This is a genomic window from Anoxybacillus sp. (assembly GCF_036834105.1).
Lineage (GTDB): Bacteria > Bacillota > Bacilli > Bacillales > Anoxybacillaceae > Anoxybacillus.
The window spans coordinates 1-3,719 of record NZ_DAITON010000175.1; the positions used below are offsets into that span (position 1 = coordinate 1).

Annotated in this window: 4 protein-coding genes; all 4 read right to left on the reverse strand. The window is 46.1% G+C overall.

Annotated elements, in window-relative coordinates:
- On the reverse strand, positions 1–535 hold a 535-nt coding region (locus tag V7Z64_RS12295), incomplete at its 3' end, for a TetR/AcrR family transcriptional regulator (protein ID WP_334110579.1).
- Positions 536–546: 11 nt separating this feature from the next.
- Positions 547–1,686: an acyl-CoA dehydrogenase gene (locus V7Z64_RS12300; RefSeq protein WP_297991294.1), complete on the reverse strand. Its 1,140-nt coding sequence runs from the start codon at positions 1,684–1,686 to the stop codon at positions 547–549.
- Positions 1,683–2,834, reverse strand: a complete 1,152-nt coding sequence (locus V7Z64_RS12305; protein ID WP_297991293.1) for an acyl-CoA dehydrogenase — start codon at positions 2,832–2,834, stop codon at positions 1,683–1,685. Before V7Z64_RS12305 ends, V7Z64_RS12300 begins: the two co-directional genes overlap by 4 nt.
- Before the next feature lie 13 nt (positions 2,835–2,847).
- On the reverse strand, positions 2,848–3,693 hold the full coding sequence (locus V7Z64_RS12310) for a 3-hydroxybutyryl-CoA dehydrogenase (RefSeq protein ID WP_297991291.1): 846 nt from the start codon (positions 3,691–3,693) through the stop codon (positions 2,848–2,850).
- Between the last annotated feature and the right edge of the window lie 26 nt (positions 3,694–3,719).

Here is a 3,719-nt window from a genome sequence, read left to right on the forward strand (position 1 = left end):
GGAACCCCCACATTTGACCGAGAACGAAAATGTTATGTGCAAATAATTGAATTTCCTGCTCTGTCAACGAAAATACCCCATTGTCGACACAGCGTCGCAAAATGTGCTCAAACATCGCAACCATTTGCAATTCTTTATTCAGCACGTACGGAAGCGATTCTTTGCCGAGCGCTTTCGCCTCTTGATACATGACGAGCACTTCATCTTGCAGCTCATCAACAACGCGAAAATAGTAGCCAATCGCTAGCTTTAAACTATCCAAATCCCCTTGTGTCGTATCAATAGCTTGCTCCATGCGATCGCGCACTTCATCGTAAATGCGGTCACAAACTAAATAAAGCACATCCTCTTTTTTGCGAATATATTCGTATAACGTTCCGATGCTAAAGCCGGAAGCGCGGGCAATTTCACGCGTCGTCGTTTGGTGAAATCCTTTTTGTTTAAATAGTGAAATCGCCCCTTTAATCATTTGATTGCGCCTTTTTTTCACAAGCCGCTCGTCTTTGACGGACGCTGGTACCTCACGCTTTTTCATCTCATCCCACCTTATTTCGTTAACATTCTTGAAATGACGATGCGTTGAATTTCTTGCGTTCCTTCATAAATTTGTGTAATTTTCGCATCGCGCATAAACCGTTCAACCCGATAGTCTTTCGTATAGCCGTAACCGCCGAAAATTTGTACCGCTTCGACCGTAACTTTCATCGCCGTATCGCCCGCGAACAATTTCGCCATTGCCGATTCTTTTCCGTACGGCAAGCCGTTTGATTCAAGCCATGCTGCTTGATATGTTAGTAAGCGCGCCGCCTCAACGGCCGTTGCCATATCCGCTAATTTGAAGGCAATGCCTTGTTGTTCAGCGATTGGCTTACCGAATTGAACGCGTCCTTTTGCGTATTCGACCGCTGCATCTAACGCGCCTTGCGCGATGCCAACCGCCTGCGCAGCGATGCCGTTTCGGCCCCCATCGAGCGTCATCATAGCGATTTTAAATCCTTCTCCTTCTTCACCGAGCAAATTTTCTTTCGGAATGCGGCAGTCTTCAAAAATGAGCTCCGTCGTTGGTGATGAACGAATGCCGAGCTTTTTCTCTTTTTTTCCAATCGAAAATCCAGGCGTTCCTTTTTCAACGATAAATGCGCTTATGCCGCGATGTTTTTTCTCTGGATCGGTGACCGCAAAAACGATATAAATTTCCGCTTCTCCGCCGTTTGTAATCCATACTTTCGAACCGTTTAATACGTAATGGTCGCCATCGCGCACGGCACGCGTTTTCATCGATGACACGTCAGAACCAGCTCCCGGTTCAGACAACCCGTATGCTCCGAGCTTTTCTCCCGTTGCTAACGCCCGTAAATACGTTTGTTTTTGCTGCTCCGTCCCAAATTTATAAATAGGCCAACTCGCTAACGAAATGTGAGCAGAAAGCGTTACTCCTGTTGATGCGCACACTTTTGACAGTTCCTCAACAGCAATCACGTATGCTAAATAGTCGCTCCCGATGCCGCCGTATTCCTCTGGCCATGGGATGCCTGTTAAGCCGAGCTCCGCCATTTTATTAAAAATGCTGCGATCAAATCTCTCTTCTTCATCGCGTTCGGCCGCTGTCGGTGCGACTTCATTTTTCGCAAAATCGCGCACCATTTTTCGAATCATTTCATGCTCTTCACTTAACTGAAAATTCATTTCCCCATCCCCCTCAACACATGTTTACTAATGACGAGCCGTTGAATTTCGCTCGTTCCTTCGTAAATTTCACATACTTTCGCGTCGCGGAATAACCGCTCAACCGGATAGTCTTCTGTATAGCCGTTTCCTCCGAAAATTTGCACCGCTTCAATCGCGTTTTCCATCGCTGTTTTTGATGCAAACAGCTTCGCCATCGACGCTTCTTTTCCGCACGGCATGCCGTTTGCGCGTAAAAAAGCTGCCCGGTAAACGAGCAATTTAGCAGCTTCGACGTTCGTTGCCATATCTGCTAGTTTAAAAGCAATACCTTGTTGTTCTGCAATTGGCTTGCCAAACTGGATGCGCTCTTTCGCGTAGTTCGTCGCATGTTCAAGCGCAGCTTCAGCAATACCAAGCGATTGGGCTGCGATCCCGATGCGACCGCTATCTAAATTAGCCATCGCAATTTTAAAGCCATCGCCTTCTTGCCCGAGCAAGTTTTCTGCTGGCACGCGCATATCTTCAAACGATAATTGAACGGTGCGCGACCCGTGAAGCCCCATTTTTTTCTCGTCTTTTCCGATCACAAAACCAGGGGTATTCTTTTCCACGATAAATGCGCTTACCCCTTTACTTCCTTTTTCTTCGAGATTTGTGCGGGCAAATACGATATACGTATCCGCTTCGCCTCCGTTTGTAATAAATACTTTTGAGCCATTCAATACGTAATGGTCACCGTCGCGAATAGCTGTCGTTTTTAAGCTTGCCGCATCGGAACCTGATCCTGGCTCTGTTAAACAAAACGCCCCTAAATATTCGCCCCGAGCAAGCTTTGGCACATATTTTCGCTTCTGCTCTTCCGTTCCGAAATATAAAATCGGGTTTGTGCCGACGGATGTATGAACGGATAAAATGACCCCGACAGTTGCGCTTACTTTTGAAATTTCATGAATAGCAATAATGTATGACGTAAAGTCCATCCCTGCGCCGCCATATTGCTCAGGCACAGTAATGCCCATTAAACCAAGCTCTGCCATTTTTTCGAGAATGGGGCGCGGAAACTCGCCGCGCTCCATCCGCTCAACGAACGGTGCAATTTCATTTGCCGCAAATTCGCGCACCATTTGACGCATCATTTGTTGTTCTTCTGTAAAATGTACATTCATGCTGTCAACCCCTTTATTCGTACGTATAAAATCCTCGCCCTGTTTTTCTGCCAAGCCAACCAGCTTTCACATATTTGCGCAAAAGCGGACACGGGCGATATTTGTCATCACCAAGCCCATCATGAAGCACTTCCATAATGTATAAGCACGTATCTAAGCCGATAAAGTCCGCTAAAGTGAGAGGTCCCATCGGATGATTCATTCCAAGCTTCATCACTTCGTCAATCGCTTCTTTCGTCGCGACACCTTCGTATAAACAATAAATAGCCTCGTTAATCATCGGCATTAATACGCGGTTAGAAACAAATCCTGGGAAGTCGTTCACTTCAACTGGCACTTTTCCTAACGTTTTTGTCATTTGTTCAATCGCTTCATACACTTCATGAGCGGTTGCGAGACCGCGAATAATTTCGACGAGTTTCATAATCGGTACTGGGTTCATAAAATGCATGCCAATCACTTTTTCTGGTCGTTTCGTAGCTGCAGCGATTTCTGTAATTGGTAGTGAGGACGTATTTGTTGCTAAAATGGCATGCGGAGGTGTGATTTCATCTAGCTGGGCAAACAGTGCTGTTTTCACATCCATATGTTCAACGACTGCTTCAATGACGACATCGACGTCGCTTCCATCACGCAAATCGGTCGATGTGCGAATGCGGCTCATCGCTTCATCACGCTGTTGTTCGCTTAGCGCTCCTTTTTCGACGAATTTGTTTATACTTTTTGCGATATTGTTAAACCCCCATTGTACGCGCTCTTCATTAACATCGTTTAAAATAACGTCATATCCTGCTGTGGCGCACACTTGGGCAATGCCTGATCCCATTTGACCAGCGCCAACAACCATTACTTTTTTCATCGCCCCATCCCCCGTTAATAAACTTC